General features: G+C 74.2%; 13 protein-coding genes. 5 read left to right on the top strand and 8 right to left on the bottom strand.

Annotated features, from left to right (window positions below):
* Nucleotides 1-337: 337 nt before the first annotated feature.
* Entirely contained in the window at nucleotides 338-2,806 is a 2,469-nt protein-coding gene (locus ACFRU2_RS02570) for a YfhO family protein (protein ID WP_382966765.1), read from the bottom strand.
* A 407-nt stretch (nucleotides 2,807-3,213) separates the two neighbouring features.
* Here ACFRU2_RS02570 and ACFRU2_RS02565 point away from each other — a divergent pair, with 407 nt between their 5' ends.
* Nucleotides 3,214-3,834: an L-threonylcarbamoyladenylate synthase gene (locus ACFRU2_RS02565; RefSeq protein ID WP_382966763.1), complete on the top strand. Its 621-nt coding sequence runs from the start codon at nucleotides 3,214-3,216 to the stop codon at nucleotides 3,832-3,834.
* 82 nt (nucleotides 3,835-3,916) lie between these two features.
* Here ACFRU2_RS02565 and ACFRU2_RS02560 read toward each other — a convergent pair whose 3' ends face one another.
* The 6 genes from ACFRU2_RS02560 to ACFRU2_RS02535 all read right to left on the bottom strand — a co-directional run bounded on the left by ACFRU2_RS02560 (nucleotide 3,917) and on the right by ACFRU2_RS02535 (nucleotide 9,889).
* Nucleotides 3,917-4,177 (bottom strand): hypothetical protein, encoded by a 261-nt coding sequence (locus tag ACFRU2_RS02560; RefSeq protein ID WP_382966761.1) that lies wholly within the window; start codon nucleotides 4,175-4,177, stop codon nucleotides 3,917-3,919.
* Nucleotides 4,174-4,767 (bottom strand): TetR family transcriptional regulator, encoded by a 594-nt coding sequence (locus tag ACFRU2_RS02555; protein ID WP_382966759.1) that lies wholly within the window; start codon nucleotides 4,765-4,767, stop codon nucleotides 4,174-4,176. Before ACFRU2_RS02555 ends, ACFRU2_RS02560 begins: the two co-directional genes overlap by 4 nt.
* Complete coding sequence (locus tag ACFRU2_RS02550) at nucleotides 4,764-6,224, bottom strand: MFS transporter (protein WP_382966757.1); 1,461 nt, start codon at nucleotides 6,222-6,224, stop codon at nucleotides 4,764-4,766. The genes ACFRU2_RS02555 and ACFRU2_RS02550 overlap by 4 nt, the downstream gene beginning before the upstream one ends.
* 150 nt (nucleotides 6,225-6,374) lie before the next feature.
* On the bottom strand, nucleotides 6,375-7,280 hold the full coding sequence (locus ACFRU2_RS02545; protein ID WP_382966755.1) for a hypothetical protein: 906 nt from the start codon (nucleotides 7,278-7,280) through the stop codon (nucleotides 6,375-6,377).
* 99 nt (nucleotides 7,281-7,379) lie between these two features.
* Nucleotides 7,380-8,762 carry a uracil-xanthine permease family protein gene (locus ACFRU2_RS02540; RefSeq protein WP_382966753.1) on the bottom strand — a complete coding sequence of 461 codons (1,383 nt, stop codon included), beginning with the start codon at nucleotides 8,760-8,762 and terminating at the stop codon, nucleotides 7,380-7,382.
* A complete protein-coding gene (locus ACFRU2_RS02535; RefSeq protein ID WP_382966751.1) occupies nucleotides 8,759-9,889 on the bottom strand; it encodes an aryl-sulfate sulfotransferase in 1,131 nt (376 codons plus the stop codon). Before ACFRU2_RS02535 ends, ACFRU2_RS02540 begins: the two co-directional genes overlap by 4 nt.
* A gap of 202 nt (nucleotides 9,890-10,091) precedes the next feature.
* On the opposite strand from ACFRU2_RS02535, the gene ACFRU2_RS02530 reads away from it, so the two are divergent.
* Nucleotides 10,092-10,718, top strand: coding sequence for a helix-turn-helix domain-containing protein (locus ACFRU2_RS02530; protein ID WP_382966749.1), 627 nt, complete (start codon nucleotides 10,092-10,094; stop codon nucleotides 10,716-10,718).
* A 26-nt stretch (nucleotides 10,719-10,744) separates the two neighbouring features.
* Here ACFRU2_RS02530 and ACFRU2_RS02525 read toward each other — a convergent pair whose 3' ends face one another.
* On the bottom strand, nucleotides 10,745-11,911 hold the full coding sequence (locus ACFRU2_RS02525) for an AI-2E family transporter (RefSeq protein ID WP_382966747.1): 1,167 nt from the start codon (nucleotides 11,909-11,911) through the stop codon (nucleotides 10,745-10,747).
* 287 nt (nucleotides 11,912-12,198) lie between these two features.
* Here ACFRU2_RS02525 and ACFRU2_RS02520 point away from each other — a divergent pair, with 287 nt between their 5' ends.
* The 3 genes from ACFRU2_RS02520 (at nucleotide 12,199) to ACFRU2_RS02510 (ending at nucleotide 17,783) form a co-directional block, all read left to right on the top strand.
* A complete protein-coding gene (locus ACFRU2_RS02520) occupies nucleotides 12,199-12,570 on the top strand; it encodes a hypothetical protein (protein ID WP_382966745.1) in 372 nt (123 codons plus the stop codon).
* Between the two features lie 198 nt (nucleotides 12,571-12,768).
* On the top strand, nucleotides 12,769-16,755 hold the full coding sequence (locus ACFRU2_RS02515) for a helix-turn-helix domain-containing protein (RefSeq protein WP_382966743.1): 3,987 nt from the start codon (nucleotides 12,769-12,771) through the stop codon (nucleotides 16,753-16,755).
* Nucleotides 16,756-16,934: 179 nt separating this feature from the next.
* The gene (locus ACFRU2_RS02510) at nucleotides 16,935-17,783 is read left to right on the top strand and encodes a C40 family peptidase (RefSeq protein WP_382966741.1); all 849 of its coding nucleotides are present in this window, start codon (nucleotides 16,935-16,937) and stop codon (nucleotides 17,781-17,783) included.
* The last annotated feature ends 96 nt before the right edge of the window (nucleotides 17,784-17,879 follow it).

Below are 17,879 nucleotides of genomic sequence, written 5' to 3'. Positions count from 1 at the left end.
GGGATCACCGTCGGCGGGCCCGTCCGCGCATTGATCGATCGCGGGTGGGGATGGCGACGGAAGCTGAGGGCGGCAGGGCTTTTCGATCATCGATTGGCAGGACGGAAGGGACCTCCGGCCGTGGACCGGCGCACGGCCCAGGCCGGGCGGCCGACCGCCTCGGGACCAAAGTCCCTGGCCGCCCGCCCGGCCCGAGCCGACCCTTTTGAAGGCGTCCCACGCCGGCGGACGGGCCGGCCGTGGGGCGGGGCCGGGCACGAGCGGTGTGCCGGCCCCGGAGCCGGGTGCCGGACCGTCCCCCGCGGTCCGGCATCCGGCCGCCAGAGCCTCAGGCCCTTCAGGCCCTGCGGGTCCGCCACAGCGTGCCGGCCAGGACACCCGCGATGAGCAGCAGGCCCGCGCCGGTGCCGCCCAGGCCCGCGCGGAGCCCCTCGGGGACGTACGAGCACGCCAGCCGGTCGGCGCCGCCGGATCCCAGGGGGACGCCGAGCAGGCCCTGGTACGAGACCGGGGCGCCGGCCGGGCCGCCGTCGACTGAGCAGCTCCAGCCGGGCGACGCCGTGGTGGCGAGCACCGCCGTGCCGGTGGAGCCCTCGGGGAGCCGGGCCTCGATGGTGTGTCCGCCGACCGTGACTCCGGTGGCCGCGCCCGCCTTCAGCCCGGCCACGGCCGCGTCGAAGGCGGCCTGGTCCAGGCAGCCGAGGGCGTCGGGCGGCAGGACCTGGCCGTCCTTCGGGGTGCGTACGGAGAAGGTGATGCGGCCGTCGGCCGCCGCCGCGCCCAGTTCCCGGACCGGGGCGCTGACCGCGGGCGGCCTGCCGGAGAAGCTCTCGAGCCGGCCGCTGTCCTCGGCCCGGACAAGCGCGTTCAGGTCGGGTGCGTGGAGGAAGGCGCGGGCCCCCGGGGCACACCGCCCCGTGAACGCGGTCCAGGTCTCCGGTCCCCAGCCTTCGCCCCTGGTCAGGGCGAAGCCCGGCCCGGGCCCCGGGGCCGGTGCCGAGGCGCCGGGCCCGTCGGCGCGGGCGAGGGCGGGGACGGTGTAGACCCTGGCGCCGAGGGCGGCCTGGCGCCGGGCCCAGACGGAGCCCACGGGAGCCCCGTAGGCCTGGTCGCTGCCCGGTGCCCGGAGGGTGACCAGGGGCGGGGCGGGCAGGGTGCGGACGGTGACGCCGTTCTCGCCGGCCGGTTCGAGGACGGTGCCGATGCCGAGCAGGGCCCGCAGCACCGGGTCTTCGGCAGGCCACAGGTGACGGCCGCCCATGGCCTGGCCCAGGCCGAGGCCTCGTAGTCCGCGCGCGGTCTCCACGCTCACGTAGCTGCTGTAGTAGGCGCCGCCCTGGCCGCCGACCAGCAGTGCGTCGTTGTTGGTGACGAAGACGCCGGGTCCGGCGTCGGCCCGGGTGGCGGGCCAGTTCTTGTGCGCTTCCAGGGCCTGGCGCGCACCCTTGCCGAGCTCGGTCATGGTCTGCGCGCGTACGGGGCCGCGCCGTCGGGGGTCGTCGGCGACGGAGTTGCCGTACACGGAGTACACGGTGCCGCCGAAGACCGAGACGGCCAGCAGCAGCATGACGCCGATGCGGGCGGGGCGGCGCAGTCCGCGCGCGTAGAACAGCAGCAGGGCGGTGGTGACGGCGCCGCCGACGAGGACGCCGGTGAGGGCTTGTCCGTTGACCGGCGGGAGGTCGTACGTGGCTGCGACGAGCAGGGCCAGCAGGCTCGCACCGCCGAGCAGGGCCCGGGGCCGGGGCATGTGGGCGAGGCAGATCCAGGCGGCCATCGCCAGCATGCCGCTGAGGACGAAGGACTCGCGGAAGGGGGCGCCGTGCGGGAGGGCCCCGCCCTGCCAGAGCTTGGCGGTGGGGGTGAGGACGAAGGAGACCGCGGTCAGCAGCAGGAGCGAGAACCAGGCGAGGCGTTCGCGGCCGCGCACCTTCGACTGGAAGGGCAGGGTCAGGACGAGGAGGAGGACGAGCACCCCCGCATAGACGTTCGGCGCGGGGCGGACGGGGTGGGTCCCGGGTATGAGCATCGAGAGGAAGGTCAGCGGATCGGTGTTCACGCTGACCACGTACAGCTCGGTGGGCTGGGCCCGCCGGTTGGCGAAGGCGCACACCAGGACGGCGGGGGCTGCGAGGAGCAGTCCGGTGCCCGTCATGGTGGCGGCCCGCCACAGGGCCCGGCCGCGGGTGCGCATGTCGGTGTCGGCGAGCAGGAGCCGTACGAGGAAGACGAGCGCGGTGGCCGTGGTGGCCATGGCGGCGGTGTAGAAGTTGGCGAACCAGCACAGGGCGACGAAGAGGCTGCCGAGGACCCAGCGGCGGCCGGTCAGGCACCAGTCGGCGGCTATCCCGAGCAGGGGTATCGCAACCAGGCCCCAAGTCCACATCGGGACGACGGTGCCCTCGGCGACTCCCCAGCCGCAGACGGCGTAGCCGACGGAGAGCAGCGCGCGCAGCCAGGGCGAGCCGGGGCGCAGGCGGCCCAGGTACACGGTCATCAGGGCGGCGGCGAGGCCCATGCTGCAGAGGCTGACGAGGTAGACGGAGAGTTCCGCCTGCTGGCGGGGCAGGAGGCCGGCCAGCAAGGAGAACGGACTGGAGAGGTAGGTGAAGAAGTCACCGAGGAAGCCGACGCCGTACCCGCTCTGCCAGTTGAAGAGCAGGTCTCCCTGGGCACTGCCGTGCTGGAGGTCCCAGAGGTGGGTGTGGAACGGCACGTATTGGTGGCGCAGGTCGTTGTCGGCGCGCGGGACGGGTCCGAAAGGGTAGACCCCGCGCGTGGCGAGACCGGCGCTGTAAGCCGCCATGGATATGAGTGCGGCCACGAGTGCGGAAAGGAATGCGATATTCCGGTTGACCCCGCCCACCTGGGACGCGACCTGTCTGCGGCCTCCCCTGGAGAGGCGTTTTCCGGCAGGCGGGAGCGAAGTGGCGGTCATGTGTGGCAAACCCTCGTGCGTGACTAATCGGCCACGGAGGGGCCGCCTATTCCCGCACCCTATGTACCCCGCCGAAGAATTCATGCACCCGACGCACGAATATGATCGCAATCACGGGAAGGTCCGGTCCAAGCAGCATAAAAAATGGACAATCGGCCACTTTTTACTCACCCCGCCCTCGGCCCGCCCTCTGCCCGCTCTCTCCCCGCCACGGCCCGTCCTCGGGGAGCGGCCGGCCGGGGTGCCGGAACCACCGGATCCCGTAGGCTCGTCGGATGGCAAAGTACTTCGACGTACACCCCGAAAACCCCCAGCCCCGCGCCATCGGCAGCATCGCCGACGGCATCCGCGCCGGAGGACTCGTCGCCTACCCGACGGACTCCTGCTACGCGCTGGGCGCCCAGCTGGGCAACCGTGACGCTTTGGACCGGATCCGGTCCATCCGGCAGCTCGACGACCGCCACCACTTCACCCTGGTGTGCGAGAACTTCGCGCAGCTCGGCCAGTTCGTCATCATCGACAACGACGTCTTCCGTGCGATCAAGGCGTCCACCCCCGGCAGCTACACCTTCATCCTTCCGGCGACGAAGGAAGTGCCGCGCCAGCTCCAGCACCCGAAGAAGAAGACGGTGGGCGTGCGCATCCCCGACCACGTCGTGGTCCAGGCGCTGTTGGCCGAGCTCGGCGAGCCGCTGCTGTCGAGCACGCTGCTCCTGCCCGACGAGGCGGAGCCGATGACGCAGGGCTGGGAGATCAAGGACCGGCTCGACCACGTCGTGGACATGGTGGTCGACTCCGGCGAATGCGGGACGCTGCCGACGACGGTCATCGACTTCTCCAGCGGCGAGGCCGAGATCGTCCGGCGGGGCGCCGGGGACACCGCCCGCTTCGAGTAGCGGAGCCTCCCCGCGAACGGGGAGCGGCGGGAGCGGCGAGCGGGGCGGGAAGACCGGTCCTTCCCGCCGCCCGGACGGCGTGTCAGGTGCGTGGGCGCAGGACGGGCTTGAGGCCGTAGTCGAGCTCGGAGCCGTCCACGAGGAGGGCTTCCACCGTTCGGGTGGTCGGGTCGATGTCCGCCACCATCCCGTCACCCGAATAGCGGGGGTAGCCGGAGGCGCCGTTCTGGCCGGTCGGTGCCACGACGGCCGAGCGGACGGCGTCGTCGGCCGACCCCTCCACCACGTGCTCGGGCACCAGCAGGATCTCGTAGGTACGCGGGGCGTGCGGTTCGGTACTCATCCCCCGACGCTAACCGGCTCCCGCGGATCATGCCGTCCGGCGCCACCGTCGATGAGCCCCTGGAGTCCGGGCGCGTACAGGTCCGCCAGTCGTCCGGGAGGGGTACGGGTACCCGCGCCGTCGGGCCGGTGCAGACTCAGCGTCGCCCCCAGACCCAGCAGCTGGCCCGCGATCAGTTCGGCGCGCAGCTCCCGGTCGGCGCCGGCGAGGCGGGCGGCCAGGCGGGCGGTGACCTGTTCGCGGAAGCGCTCCCGCAGCAGGGTGCGCTCGTCGTCGATGCCCAGGGAGAAGACCACCCGCAGCAGCGGGTCCCCACGGAGCTCGTCGCGCAACCGGACCATGGTCAGGACGAGGTGGCGGCCCAGTACGGCCGGCTCCGCCGCGAACAGGGCGTCGGCGGCCGGCTGGAAGTCGGCGACCGTGTTGAACAGCCCTTCCTTGCTGCCGAACCGCTTCACGATCAGCGACGGGCTGACGCCTGCGTCGGCCGCGATGCCGCGCAGGGTGACTTCGGCGTAGGGACGCAGGGTGAAGGCCCTGCGGGCGGCGCGCACGATGGCGGCGCGGCCCGACTCCTCGGCGGTGCTCATAGGCCCTCCCGGACCGCGGGCGCGGACTTCGTCAGCCCGACCGTACCGGCCTGCGCGGACGCGGCCTGCCGGCCCCGCGGCAGGCAGAGGGCCGCCGCCAGCGCGGCGAGCGCGGCGCCGGCCGCGATCAGGAAGACCAGCAGGTACGCGTGCAGGGTGGGCACGCTGCGCCCGTCCACCAGGAACGTGACCCGGGCGAGCACCGCCGCGACCACGGCGCTGCAGCAGGCCTGGCCGACGGAGCGCATGAGGGTGTTGAGCCCGTTCGCGGCGCCCGTCTCGGTCACGGGGACGGCCCTCATGACGAGCGCGGGCAGCGCCGAGTAGGCGAGGGCAGTACCGCAGGCGACCACCGTGGCGCCGGCCACGATCAGCCAGAGGGCGTGGCTGGTGAAGAACCGGACGAGGTAGCCGAGGGTCATGACCGCCGCGCCGAGGGCCAGCGCGGCCCGGGGGCCGTGGGCGGCGGAGAGCCGCGCCGATACCGGGGACAGCGCGACCATGGCCAGGCCTCCGGGCAGCAGGCACAGGCCGCTCACCACGAGGGAGGCGCCGAGCCCGTACCCGGTGCTCACCGGCTCCTGCACCAGCTGGGCGGTGACCAGGGAGTTCGCGTAGAAGGCGAAGCCGACGAGCAGGGCCGCGAGGTTGGTGAGCAGGACGGCGGGGCGCGCCGAGACGCGGAGGTCGACCACCGGGGAGACGGTGCGCAGCTCGTGGCGCCCCCAGAGGGCTCCGACGGCCAGGGAGGTGGCGAACAGCGCGAGCGTGGGCGGGGAGGTCCAGCCCCAGTCCGCGCCCTGGGTGATCGCGAGGAGCAGGGCAACGAGCGTGGTGGCGAGCCCGAGGGTGCCCGGTACGTCGAACCGGCCCGAGGTGCGCGTCGGGGACTCGGGGACGGTCCACAGGACGAGGAGGACGTCCAGCAGGCCCAGGGCGGCCGAGGCCCAGAACATGGTGTGCCAGTCGAAGTTCTCGACGACGAGGGCCGCGGCCGGGAGGCCGATCGCGGCACCGATACCGAGGGTGGAGCTCATGAGGGCGATGGACGGCAGGACGCGTGCCGGGGGGAGTTCGTCGCGGATGATGCTGATGCCGAGCGGGATGACGGCGAGCGCGGTGCCCTGGAGGGCGCGGCCCGTGATCAGGACGGCGATGTCGGAGGTGACCGCGCACAGCACGGACCCGGCGGTGAGGACGACGAGCGAGCCGAGGAGCACGCGACGTTTGCCGTACATGTCGCCGACCCGGCCGAGTACGGGGGTGCAGACGGCGCCGGTGAGCAGGGTGACGGTGACGAGCCAGCCCGCGGCGGCGCGGCTGCTGCCCGTGAGGTCCGGGACGTGCGGCAGCAGGGGGACGACCAGGGTCTGCATGACCGCCACGATCGCCCCGCAGAACGCGAGGACGGCGACCATCGGGCGGAGGCGGGGGCGGGGCTGCGTCTTGGTGGGCATACGGCTGCTCCCGAACACTGGCCCGATGGAAGGGGTGCACACGCGTTCACCCCCAGGGTAAACGCGCGTGCACCCCCGTGTCCGCCCTTCGGGCCCACCGGCCACCGGCCACCGGCCACCGGCCGCCAGGCAAGATCCGGAAGAGACGGCCTAGGAGCGGCGGGCACCGTTCCCGGGACCGGTCGCCTCGTCCCCGGGCGCCGAAGGGTGGCGCAGCAGACCGCGTGCCCACCGTTCGTTGAGGCCCGCGAGGAAGCCGATCGCCCCCCAGAAGAACCAGGTCTTGACCAGGGCCCCGTGCCCGTCGGCGGAGAGCGGGCCGGGCCCGCACAGTTCGGCCGGGGAGCCCGGCGGGGTGAGCAGGGTGAGGATCCCGCCGGCGACGAGGAGGTAGAGGGCGGTGGCCAGGAACCATCCCACCACCACCCGGTACCAGCCCTCTTGGCGCAGCGCGCGGGACAGCTGGACCGGATCCGCGGCCGGGCCGGCCCCGCCCGGGCCGTCGCCGGCGACCAGACCGTCGCGGACCAGCTGCCGGGGATCGCGCAGCCGGACGATCACGCTGAAGACCGCGCCCATCGCCCCGCCGGCGAAGCAGACCAGCGCCCCTGCCAGGGCGAGGCGCTCCTGGCAGCCGAGGCCCGCGCCGAAGAGCCCGGGCACCCACTCCCCGAGCGCGAAGACCACGAGCAGGATCACCGGACTGATCACGATCCCGCAGGTCAAGCCGGTGTTCAGGCCGCGCGCCCCGGCCGTGGCCGTATCGGCCTCCAGCCGCGTTCCGGCCAGCGCGACGGCCGTCTCCAGCCGGGCCACGTCCGCCCCCTGGGCCACGGCGCGCAGGGCGCGGAGCAGCTCCTCGGTGACCGCGGCGCGCGTCCGCCGTTCGAAGGCCCGCTGCGCGGCCGTGTGCAGGCCGTCGAGGCGGAGCATCAGCTCCGGTTCGGCGCACCACAGTTCCCGCAGCCGCTCCGGATCGATGCCGGGCACCTCTTCGAGTGCCCGTATTTCCCCGTCGGCCGCGCCGTCGAACCACTCGCGCACATCGCGCAGCATCGGCTTCCCCTCTTCGCACAGCAGTTGTATCCGCCTTCGCCGCGCGAGGATAGCCGTCCGCCCGGCGAGCGCCGCCGTCGGCCCGGTGAAGCGCCGCCGTCAGTCCGCGGGTCGGTCCTCGTGCCCGGTCCGGCCCGGCGGCTCTCCGCTGCCGAAGGCGCGGAAGAGGGCGTGGAGCAGGACCGCGGCGAGCGTGCCCGCCACCACCCCGCTGCCGAGGACGGTCCGGGCCCAGGTGGGGAACCCCTGGTAGAGGTCGGGGGCCACCACCGGCAGCAGCCCGGCCGTGAGGGCCAGCGCGATCACGGTGGAGCCCCCGCCGGCGCCGGGCGCGGTCCGCCCGAGCATGTCGACGCCCATCACCGCGATGATCCCGTAGATCACCAGGGCGGATCCGCCCACGACGGGTGCGGGGACCGCGGCGATCAGCCGGGAGACGGGTGCCAGCAGGCCGACGGCGACGAGCAGCACTCCCGCGCCGGCGGTCACGAAGCGGCTGCGGACCCCGGTGAGCCGTCCGATGCCGATGTTCTCGGCGCTCGTGACCATCAGCGAGGTGCCGAACAGTCCGCCGAACACCGAGATCAGCGCGTCGGCCCGGGCCACCCGGGGCACGTCGCGTCCGGGGTCGCTCGCACGCCCCACGGTCTCGCTGTTCAGGACGGTCTGCCCGGTGATCTCCGCCAGGGTGGTCAGGCTGAAGACGAGGAGGGGCAGCGCGGCGAGCACGTCGAAGTGCGGTGCGCCGTACGGGAGGAGGTGCGGGAGGGTCAGGCCCCCGCCGGCTCCGCCCACGGGCGCGAGGTGCCCGAGGCCGGTGGTGAGCGCGATGAGGGTGCCCGCGCCCATGCCGAGGAGCACGGCGGTCTGCCGCCAGATCCCGCGCAGCACCATGAGGAACAGCACGGTGCAGCCGATGGTGGCGCCGGCCAGCAGGACGGCCGAGGGCGCGGCGTACCCGGGACTCCCGGGGCGGCCGGTGACCAGCTGGGCGGCGACCCGGATCATGGCGATCCCGATGAGCAGCACGGTGGTGCCCATGACCAGGGGCGGGAAGAGCCGGACGACCTTCGCGTAGAAGGGCAGTACGGCGAAGAGCAGCGCCGCGGCGAGGAGCACCGAGCCGGTCGCGGTCGCGGGTCCGTGGTCCTTGGCTATCTGGAGGAAGAGCGCGGTGGCCGCCCCGCCGGGGAGCATGACGAACGGCAGCCGGGCCCCGAACCGCCACACCCCGAGGGACTGGAGCAGGGTGCCGGCGCCGCAGAGCACGAGGGTGGCGCTGAGCAGCGAGGCGGTGTGCGCGGCGCCGAGGCCCAGGGCCTGGCCGGTCAGGAACGTGGTGGAGACGGGCGCGGCCACCATGGCCAGGACGTGCTGTGCGGACAGCGGGGCCAGCCGGCGCAGCGGCAGCCGCTCGTCCACCGGGCTGGCGGGGGCTGTGGTCTTGGCGGGCTTCGCGGCCTTCGTGGAGGCGGTGCTCATCGGGCGGCCTCTCTGTTCAGCCAGGGCAGCTCTTCGGCGGTGTACCGGTAGGCGCGGAAGACCGCGTTGGGTTCGGACGGGAACAGGCCGCGGACCTCGGACTCCTGGTAGGCGCCGAAGTGGGGGACGACGTACTCCCAGCAGAGGTAGCCCTCGGGGGTCACCTCGAAGAGGCGGCCGGACGGGGAGTCGGTGACGAGGGTGTTTCCTCCGGCGAGGCGCTGGGCGCTGCCCATGAACGGGGCGAAGAAGGCCTCGCGGGCGGGGTCGTGGTACTCCCAGACGACCTTGCCCGACGAGCGCTCGACCTCGATGACCCGGGAGTAGGGGACGTCCGATCCGGGCCGGAAGACGCCGTTGTCGAACACCAGCACCCTGCCGTCGGCGAGTTCGGTGGGGGCGTGCTGCTGCGAGACGACTCCGGGCTCGGTGCGCCAGAGGATCTCGCCGGTCTCCCGGCTGATGACGACCACGGCGGAGACGCTGCGCAGGCTGGCGAGGACGTTCCCGTCGGCGAGCGGTACGACGCTGTTGATGAGCGGCCAGTGTTCGCGGGCGTAGTCGGGGTGCAGGGCGTACTCGGCCCGGTCGAGGTGTTCGGCCGCGCTCCACGACCAGCGTACGGAGCCGTCGGCGTCGACCTCGGTGATGGTGTCGGCCCACACCGTGCCGTCGGCCGCCTCCGAACCGGGCACTCCCCCGAGCACGCCGGCCGCGTCGGCCCCCCGCAGCGGTTCGAGCGCGGTGTAGAGCACGCGGCCGCCGCCGAGGTGGTGGGCGTCGTGGTGCTGGAGCGGGTCGCGGTGTTCGCGCAGGACGGTGCCGTCCGGGGTGGCTTCGAGCATCACGCCGCCGCGGTACTTGTGCCACATCGGGAAGAGCGCCTCCTCGCCGGGGAGCACGCCGCTGTAGGCGAGGTTGCCGTTGTCGAGGATCCGGGCGTGCCGGCCGGGGCGGTAGGGCAGCCGCCACTCGTGGACCACCTCGCCGTGGATGTCGATCAGGTACACCTCGCCGGTCCCGGTGAGCGGGGCGAAGAGGGTGTACCCGCCTTCCGAGGCGGCGGGGTCGAGGGCGATGAGACCGGTGCCGCGGCGGCGGCGGAAGTTCTGGTCGACCGGGGGCATGCGGGTGTCCTCCTGGAGGGGTGGGGCGGGCGGGGCGCGGCCGAGCCGGCACGCTCCGCGGTGTGAAACTTTCTTTGATGCGAGCAAGCTCCTTTGAAGTTAGCGGCGCATTGTTGCTGCACTGTGAAGGGAGTGCGAAGCCCGCGACGCGGTGCGGGAAGATGATCGTCAGAGGAGCGGAACGAGCGGGGTGGGCGGCCAGATGGAAGACGAGACGTCCGAGCGGAGGATCGGTGCGGGCATCCGCAGGCGGCGCAGGGCGCTAGACCTCACCCTCGCCGAGGTGGCCGCGCGCAGCGGGCTGTCCTCGCCCTTCCTCAGCCAGATCGAGAACGACCGGGCCCGCCCGAGCATGCGTTCGCTCCAGCGGGTGGCCGACGCCCTGGACACCACGGCCGTACAACTGCTGGCCGCCGGTGAGACCCCGCGCCGCGTGGACATCGTGCGGGCCGACGCCGATCCCGGGCTCGATGCCGGGCTAGGATCCGGGGCGGGTGCCGGGGTGGGTGCCGCAGTGGATGCCGGACCGGATCCGACGGCCCGGGTCCGTCCGCTCGTACGCGGCCAGCACCAGATGCACGCGCTGGAGTTCACCGGGGACCACGACTCCGAGCGCGCGTTCCGGCACCGCAACGACGAGTTGATGTACGTCGCCGACGGCGCCGCCGAGGTGGAGGTGGACGGGCGGACCCACCGCCTGGGCCGCGGCGACACGTTGTACCTCACCGGCGGTGTGGAGCACCGCTGGCGGGCGGTGGAGGCGGGCACGCGGGTGCTGCTCGTCGCCGTCGCCGACCACGTCGAGGCCGTCGTGGACCCCCTCGGCTGAGGGGGCTCCGGGCGGGCCACCGTGCCTCAGCCCGTGCGGGCCTCACGGAGGGCCTGGTGGACGGACCAGGCCACCGAGACCAGGGGCACCGCCACCACGGCCCCCACGATCCCGGCGGCGATGGCTCCCGCGACCACGGACAGGGCCACCACCATCGGGTGCAGGCGCACCGCCCAGCTCATCACGAGGGGGTGCAGCAGGTGCCCTTCGATCTGGCCGATGACCACGATGAGCGCGACCACCAGGGCCGCCACGAGCGGCCCCTTGCTGGCGAGGGCGACGACGGCGGCCACGCCGAGGGCGACCGGGGACCCGATGAGCGGGACGAAGGCGGCGACGAACTCCAGCAGGGCGAGCGGGACGGCCAGCGGGACGCCGAGGAGGTAGAGCGCGACGCCCACGAGGACGGCGTTGGTCCCGGCCACGAGCACGATGCCGTGGGTGTAGCCCGTGAAGGTCCGCCACGCGGCCCGTCCGGCCACGGCCACCCGCTCCCGTGCGCCTTCGGGCAGTTGGGCACAGAACCAGTTCCACTGCCGGTCGCCCGAGTAGGTGAAGAAGACCGAGCAGAACAGCCCGAGGGCCGCCACGGTGAACACCACCACGACCCGTCCCGCACCGCTGAGGGCCGTGCTCAGCAGGGTGGAGCGGTGGCTCGAGAGGTAGTCGCCGATCTTCGACTGGGCATCGCTCAGGGCGTGCGCGTCGAGCCGGAACGGCGGCCCCTGGAGCCAGCTCTGGATCCGGCCCAGCCCGTCGCGGAACTCGCGCACCAGCGCCGGCCATTCCCCCGCGACGGCCTCGCCGACCAGCGCGAGGGCGCCGAGCACCAGGATCATGCTGCCGATCAGCGCGCAGGCCACGGCGAGCCCGCGGGGCATCACCCGGGCCAGCAGCCCGGCGGGCGGGCGCAGCATGGCCGCCGCGACCAGGCCGAGGAAGAGGGCCAGGGCGATCTCGTGGAACCGTCCCAGGACGGCGAACACCGCGTACGCCGCCGCGCCGACGACCAGCAAGCGCCAGGCGTACCCGGCCGCCGTCCGCAGGCCCGGGGCCACCGGCGTCGCCGCCCGGGCGGCGGTCGGGGACGCCGAGCGCGCCGGGGTCCGGTCCCGGCCGGGCCGGTCTGCGCCGCGGGGGCGGCCGCCGGGCGGGAGCCGCCGGGCGGGCCGCGTCACGAGTCGCCTGGTCATGTGCGGCCGCACCTCCGGGTGTGTTGGTCCCCTCGGGCTATCACCCCGGCGGCGGCCGCCCCGTGCGCCGCGCAGCGCGTTCGCCCGAAGGCCTCATCACCGTTGGGCCGAAGGAGCCGAAGGAGCCGAAGGAGCGGCCCGGGCGTTGCCCCTGCTCGGGCGAGTGCGCTGGTCACAGGGGGTTTCCCGGACCGGGCGGCCGACGGGCGACGGGAAACCCGTCGACCCCGGTGCCCGCCGGGGACAGGCTCTTGGTGTCAGCACGGAGCAAGACCCGAGGGGACACCATGCGCAAGATGATCCGCGGCGCCGCCGCATTCGCCACCGCCGCGGCCGCCGTCGTCGCACTGAGCGGAGCCGCCGGAGCGTCCGGCGCGCAGCCGGCCGACACGTGGGCCGGCTGCCCGGACGGGGCGGTCTGCATCTACCCGCAGAACCAGAACCCCGCCGTCAGCCCGAGCCACGTCTTCTACAGCTACGGGGCCCACAACCTCACCAACCAGTACGGCAACCACTGGGTCCTCAACAACCAGTACGGCGGGGCCACCGCACGTCTGTGCGCCGGCTCCAACGGGGCCAACTGCGGCAACCCCATCGCCCAGGGCACCGGGGTCTACGCCGACCTCGGGCCGATCAACTCGATCACCCTCAACCGCTAGCGGCTGACGGGCCCGTCGGCCCGTCAGCCCGTCAACTCGTCAATCCGTTCGACATGCGCAAAGACGTTCCCGAGCCCGGCACCCGGCCGGGCTCGGGAACGCCGCCGTTTGCCGCCACACCGCACGAACGGCCGGTCTGCCGTCCGACCCCCGCGATAGCCTGGGCACCTGCCTCTCACAGCCTGGGCGCACATTGCCATGGGGGACGTCTTGGGGGATCCGGACCGCTCGAGCGGGACCGCGGCGGCCTTTCCCGCCCAGTTGAGAAGGTTGCGCGTGCAGCGCGGCCTGTCGCTCGGCGACCTCGCCCGGCGGACGCACTACAGCAAGGGCTACCTCAGCAAGATCGAGACCGGTGCGAAGCCGGTCACCCTCGATGTCGCCCGCAGCTGCGACCGGGCCCTCGAAGCCGGGGGCGAACTCCTGCGCCTGGTACCGGAGCGCCCCGAGAACGACGAGTCCGGGCGCCCGGCAGCCGGATCCCGCGCCGATCAGGCCCACCGGCCCGGTCCCTCCGACCCTCCCGGCACCCCCGGTCCACCCCGCCAGCGCGGTCCGCAGTCGGACGGCGCGTGCCCCTACCGCGGCCTGTCCGCGTTCACCCCGCAGGACTCCCGATGGTTCTTCGGCCGGGAGCGGGCCACGGCCGCCCTCGTCGAGCGGGTCCACGACCGGCTCGGGCACGGCCCGTTGCTCCTCGTCGCCCGCTCGGGCGCGGGCAAGTCCTCCCTGCTCAGCGCGGGTCTGGTGCCGGCCCTGCGGCGCGGCGGCCTCCCGGTGGCGGGGGCCGACGGCTGGCCGGTCGTCCGGTTCACCCCCACCGCACACCCGCTGCGGGAGCTGCTCGAAGCCACCGTCAAGACGGTGGGGGGCGACCTCGGCGTCACCCCGGAGCAGTTGAGCACCCACCCGGAACGGCTGCTCGAATCCGTCCACCGGCTGGCGGGCGGGACCGACCCGCTCCCCGGGGCGGACGGGCTCCGGCCGGCGACCATGCGGCCGGTGTTGCTGGTCGACCAGTTCGAAGAGCTGTTCACCCTCTGCTCCGACGAGGAGGAGCGCCGCGCCTTCGTACGGGTGCTGCTCGCCCTGGCCGCCGCTCCCCCGGCGGCGGCGCCCGGCGGCGCGTACGACCCCGCCGTCGTCGTGCTCGGTGTGCGGGCCGACTTCTCCGGGGAGTGCCTGGACCTGCCGGAGCTGGCCGCCGTGTTCAGCGACGGGCTGTTCGTCCTGCCCCCGATGTCCGTGGCGGAGCTGCGGGAGTCGATCACGCGCCCGGCGGAGCTCGCCGGACTCGTACTGGAGCCGGGACTGGTCCCGCTGCTGTTGCGGGACGCGGGCGTACGAGACCCCGGTGCGGGGGATTCCAGTGCGGGGGATTCCGGTGCGGAGGACCCCGTGGCGCGCCCCGGCGGCGGTCCGGACGCCGGGCCGGGGGAGGCTCCTTCCAGCGCCCTGCCCCTGATGTCCCATGCGCTGATGGCCACCTGGCAGCGGCGCGAGGGATCCACGCTCACCGTCGCGGGGTACGCGTACGCCGGCGGCATCCAGGGCGCCGTGGCGCGCAGCGCCGAGCACGTCTTCGCCCGGCTGTACCCGGCCGAGCAGCGGATGGTCCGGCGGCTCCTCGTCCGGCTGGTGCACATCGCCGACGGCACGGGGCCGACCCGGCGCCGCATGGGCCGCACCGCCCTGTTGGAGGGGCAGGCCGACTCCGTGCGGGCGGCCGCCGCCCTGGACGCCTTCGTCCGGGCCCGGCTGATCAGCGCGGACAGCGACACCGTCGAGATCACCCACGAGGCCCTGCTGCATGCCTGGCCGCGGCTGCGCGGCTGGATCCACGCCGACCGGGCCGGACTGCTCGTCCACCAGCAACTGGCCCAGGCCGCCGACGAATGGGTGCGCGAGGGCCGCGACCCGTCGGTGCTGTACCGCGGCAGCCGCCTCGCCACCGCCCGCACCTGGGCCGACGAGCTGGACGGCCGCAGCCGGCTGGGTCCCCGGGAGACCGCCTTCCTCGATGCGAGCCGGGCCGCGGAGGAGGCCCGCCACCGTCAGGACCGGCTCCGGGTCCGTCTGCACCAGCGGATGCTGGCCACCCTCGTCGTCCTGCTCCTGCTGGCGCTGACCGCCGGCGGGGTGGCGTACCAGCAGCGCGCGGGAGCCCTCGGGCAGGAGCGGACCGCCCGTTCCCAGGCCCTGGCCGCCCGGTCGCTGTCCCTGTCCGCCGGGCAGCCCGAGGCCTCCATGCTGCTCGCCGAGGAGGCCTACCGGGCCGAGGCGACGCCCGAGGCGCGCGGCGCCCTGCTCAGCACCCAGTCCCAGCCCTTCCTGGCCCGGCTCGGCGGGCACGGCGGGCCGGTCAACGCGGTGGCCTTCGCACCCGACGGCCGGACCCTGGCGACCGCCGGGTCCGACGGGAAGGTGCTGCTGCGGCGGGTGGCCGACCGGAGCACGGTCGCCGCCTTCACCGCGCCCGGCCGGGTGCGCACCGTCGCCTTCAGCCCCGACGGGCGGACCCTGGCGGCCGGTTCCACCGACGGGCCGGTCCGGCTCTGGGCCCTCGGCGCGGGCGGGGGCTCCGTGTCGGTGCTGCCCTCCGCCACGGCGGGCGCCCGGGCGGTGGCCTTCGCCCCCGACGGGGGCACCCTCGCCGTCGCCGCCGCCGACGGGACCGTCCAGTTGCGGGACCCGGCCGGGGAGCACCGCGTGCGCGCCGTCCTGACCGGGCACACCGCGCGGGTCAACACCCTGGCCTACGCCCCGGACGGCCGGAGCCTCGTATCGGCCGGCGCCGACGGGACCGTACGGCTGTGGGACACGCGGCGGGCGGAGCCGGCCGCCGTTCTGGAGGGGCACACCGGGGAGGTGCTGGGCGCGGCCTTCGCACCGGACGGGCGTACGGTCGCCACCGGCGGGGTCGACCGTACGGTGCGGCTGTGGGACGTCGACGGGCGGCGCGCGGCCGCGACGCTGGCCGGGCACAGCGACGACGTCAATTCCGTGGCCTACACGCCGGACGGCACCACCGTCATCAGCGGGGGCGGCGACGGCACCACCCGGCTGTGGGACGTCCGGGGCGCCCGGCTCACGGCGACGCTGGCCGGGCACACCGACTACGTGCTGGCCGTCTCCGTGGATCCGACGGGATCGGTGCTCGCCACCGCCGCGTTCGACCAGTCCGTCGTGCTCTGGGACCTGCGGGGGCCGGTGCTGACGGCGCGCCCCTTCACCGAGGTGTGGCACGCCGCGTACAGCCCCGACGGAAAGCTCCTCGCCACGGCCGACGCGGCTCACACCGTGCGGGTGTGGGACGTGCCCGAACGGCGGATTCTGGCCACTTTCACGGGGCACGCCGAGACGGTGTTCTCGGTGGCGTTCGCCCCCGACGGACGCACCCTCGCCTCGGCCGGCGCCGACGGCACCGTACGCCTCTGGGACACCGGCACGCGCGCTCCGCTCGCCACCCTCACCGGGCACACCGGGACCGTGTTCTCGGTGGCGTTCGCCCCCGACGGACGCACCCTCGCCTCGGCCGGCGCCGACGGCACCGTACGCCTCTGGGACACCGGCACGCGCAGTCCGCTCGCCACCCTCACCGGGCACACCGACTTCGCCAACGACGTCGTCTTCAGCCCCGACGGACGGACCCTGGCCAGCGCCGGGGACGATCTGACCGTCCGGCTGTGGGACGTGGCCGGGCGCCGCCCGCTCGCCGCGCTCAGCGGGCACGCCGGAGCGGTACGGGCCGTCGCGTTCGGCCCGGACGGGCGGACCGTGGCGAGCAGCGGCAACGACGGCACCGTACGGCTGTGGGACGCCGACCAGCGGCGCGTCACCGCGGTGCTGACGGGGCACACCGGCTCGGCGCGGGGCATCACCTTCTCCCCCGACGGGCGGACCCTGGCGAGCAGCGGCAACGACCGTACGGTGCGGCTGTGGGACGTGGCCGGACACCGGCTCCGGGCCGTGCTGTCGGGCCACACCAACGCGGTGTGGGGGGTCGTCTTCTCCCCCGACGGGCGGACCCTGGCGAGCAGCAGCAACGACGGCACCGTACGGCTGTGGAACCCGGATCCCGGCGCCCGGCTGGCGGACATCTGCCGGACGGTGGGCCGCCTCGGACCGCGGGAGCGGCAGGCGCTGGTGCCCGGCCTGCCCGTGCGGGCGGCGCGCGGCTGCTAGGTCGTCCGGGGTTTCCTCAGGGGTTTCCCGTTGCCCGTTCGGGTGGTGCCGCGTCCGGACCTCGACGGGGCGCGGCGGGGGCCGACAGGCTGGGTCACGGATCCGGAGCCGGCGGCCAAGTGCCGTTCGGACGGCCGTGCTTCCGCCCCATCCCGCCGCGTGAAACGAGGTCTCCCACCATGCTGCGCCGAACAGGTCTCATCGGAACGCTCCTCGCGCTCCTGGCCGTACTCCTCTGTACCCCGACCGGCCCGGCGGCCGCCGACGACGGCTGCCGGGTGCTGGCCCCCGGGGCCTCGGCGGCGGCCGAGCGCGCCGTCGCCGCCGCCTGCGAACAGGTGGGAAAGGGGGTCTGGTACACCTGGGGCGGTGGTCACGGCCCGGGGCCCGGTGCCACGTACGGGCAGGTGGACCCCACCGATCCGGCGAGCGAGCACGATCCCGAACGGCTCGGCTTCGACTGCTCGGGGTTCGTCCGCTACGCCTACGCGCAGGCAGCCGGCTCGGACCTGCTCGACGGGGTGGCCAGTGCGCAGTACTACACGCACCGCGCGGCCACGCGCTTCACCGCCGCCCAGGGGCTCGCGCCGCTGCTCCCCGGCGACCTGCTGGTGTGGGGAACCTCCCGCGACCTGCACCACATCGCCCTCTACCTCGGGGCGGGCAAGATGGCCGAGGCCCGGCAGTCGGGCACCAAGCTGATGGTCAGTGAGGTCACCGACGCGCGGCTGTCGAACGGCTACTACGGGGCGGTGCGGGTGGACACCGGCCCGGTCACCGGGCACGTGTTCCAGACCTGGGGCTCCGGCGTCTGGACCAAGGAGCAGCCCGCAACGGCGTCCGCGCGCGTCTACGCCTTCCCCGGGCCGACGACCATCCGCGTCGCGTGCCAGAAGCACGCCGAATCGGTGACCTCGGACGGCTACACCAATGACGCCTGGTCGTATCTTCCGGACTATCAGGCATGGATGACGAACATTTACGTCCGCGGGGCGGCTTGGCTGGAAAACGTGCCTACCTGTCGTTGATCATCCGTAAGGTCGGAAACGAACCACACCCCCCAAGCCGGCCGACCCGGCCCATCCGAGGAGCAACGTGCGCACGTCCACGTCCCCGTCGTCCCC

The organism is Streptomyces sp. NPDC056883 (genome assembly GCF_042788835.1).
Lineage (GTDB): Bacteria > Actinomycetota > Actinomycetes > Streptomycetales > Streptomycetaceae > Streptomyces > Streptomyces stoeckheimensis.
This window is presented reverse-complemented; position numbering and strand designations above follow the sequence as displayed.